General features: G+C 62.5%; 1 protein-coding gene. It reads right to left on the reverse strand.

The genetic code is table 11. The features are described from left to right. Positions 1-174: 174 nt before the first annotated feature. On the reverse strand, positions 175-1254 hold the full coding sequence (locus tag ACH4YL_RS40715) for an IS630 family transposase (RefSeq protein WP_398512585.1): 1080 nt from the start codon (positions 1252-1254) through the stop codon (positions 175-177). Positions 1255-1719: the final 465 nt, after the last annotated feature.

Genomic DNA, 1719 nt, shown 5'->3' on the forward strand with positions numbered 1-1719 from the left:
AAGCTCCGTTAGCCGCGCTCACGGCAAGGCCTTGGGGCGCAAAGCCGACGTCCGTTGTTGGACGATGATGCAACTCCGTTCTTGGCGCTACGCCGCCTCGAGGCTTCCACCCGCGACTAACGACTGGATTCGGTGGAAGGATGACCTAAGACCGGGGCTGGCTTGGAAGGCGCGCTAGTGGATTGATTCCAACGTTTGATGCCCGCGCCTAACGGCTGCGATGATGTGGTCGGGATCGGCTTTCCATACGAACGGGCGTGGTTCCTGGTTGTGCTCCTTGATGAAGCGGTTGATGGCGGCCTGCAGGTCGACGACGGAATGGAAAACGCCGTTTTTCAGGCGCCGTCGGGTCAGCTTGGCGAAGAAGCCCTCGACGGCGTTGAGCCATGAGCAGGAGGTCGGCACGAAGTGAAAGGTCCAGCGCGGATGTCTGGCCAGCCAGGCGCGGACCTTGGGCTGCTTGTGGGTGGCATAGTTGTCGAGGATGACGTGGACGGCCTTGCCGGCTGGCATTTCGGCCTCGATGGCGTTCAGAAATCGGATGAACTCCTGATGCCGGTGGCGCTGCATGTTGCGGCCGATCACCGAGCCATCGAGGATATTGAGCGCGGCAAACAGGGTCGTGGTGCCATTGCGCTTGTAGTCGTGCGTCATGGTCGCCCCGCGGCCGCGTTTCAACGGCAACCCCGGCTGGGTGCGATCGAGCGCCTGGATCTGGCTCTTTTCGTCGACCGACAGCACGATGGCGTGGGCAGGCGGCGAGACGTAGAGCCCGACCACGTCATGAAGCTTTTCAGCAAAAGCCTTGTCGTTGGACAGCTTGAAACTGCGCCAGCGGTGGGGAGCAAGGCCGTGGTCGTGCCAGATCTTCACGACCGAGGACGCGGCGATGCCGACGGCCTTAGCCATCGCGCGAACCGTCCAGTGCGTCGCCTCGTGGGCGGGCAGCTCGAGTGTCAGCGCCACAACCTTGTCGACCAGCGCGGCCTCAAGCGGCGCGATGCCTGGAGGCCGGGTCTTGTCGCGCAGCAACCCGTCGACCCTCTCGGCCATGAAGCGTGCCTGCCAGCGCCACACGCAGGTCTTCGACTTGGCTGACGCCGCCATGATCGCGAGGGTCCCAAGACCCTGATCGGTCAGCAGAATGATGCGCGCGCGCCAGACATGCTTCTGCGGCGAACTCCGTGCCGCAACGATCGCTTCAAGCCGACCCTTTTCCGAAGCCGTGACTTCGATCCTGATACCGGTACGCATCCCGCAATGTCGCACACCGCATCAGCGGTCGGAATCCCCAACAGGACTCTTCCGTCCCGATCAATCCACTAGCTCAACGATATCCTTGAGATCCGCAAAGTAGAGACGGCCAGGAGAGCGTGATGGATCATCGGATCCCACGCGCCAGCGGAAATGCCTCGGAGTCACGCGAGATTACCGCCTGAACGCCCCCTCACCGCGATGAGCCGACCGGAGTCGAAAGAGCCCAGCACGGCAGGGCTGGCGACAGATCGGCATGTTTTTGAGCCTGACCAGAAAATAAGGAGCTGACCATGACAAATAATATCAGTGAATCCGGAAGGTTTGACCGCCGTCAGATCTTGGGAGCGGCGGCAGTGAGTGCCGTTGCCCTGAGCGCGGCGAATGTGCTTCTGCCGCAGCAGGCGGCCGCGGCCGCTCCCGGCAACGGCATTCGCCCCTTCCACTTCAAGGCGAGGGAAGAGC

The sequence above is a fragment of the Streptomyces sp. NPDC020681 genome (assembly GCF_044334895.1).
Lineage (GTDB): Bacteria > Actinomycetota > Actinomycetes > Streptomycetales > Streptomycetaceae > Streptomyces.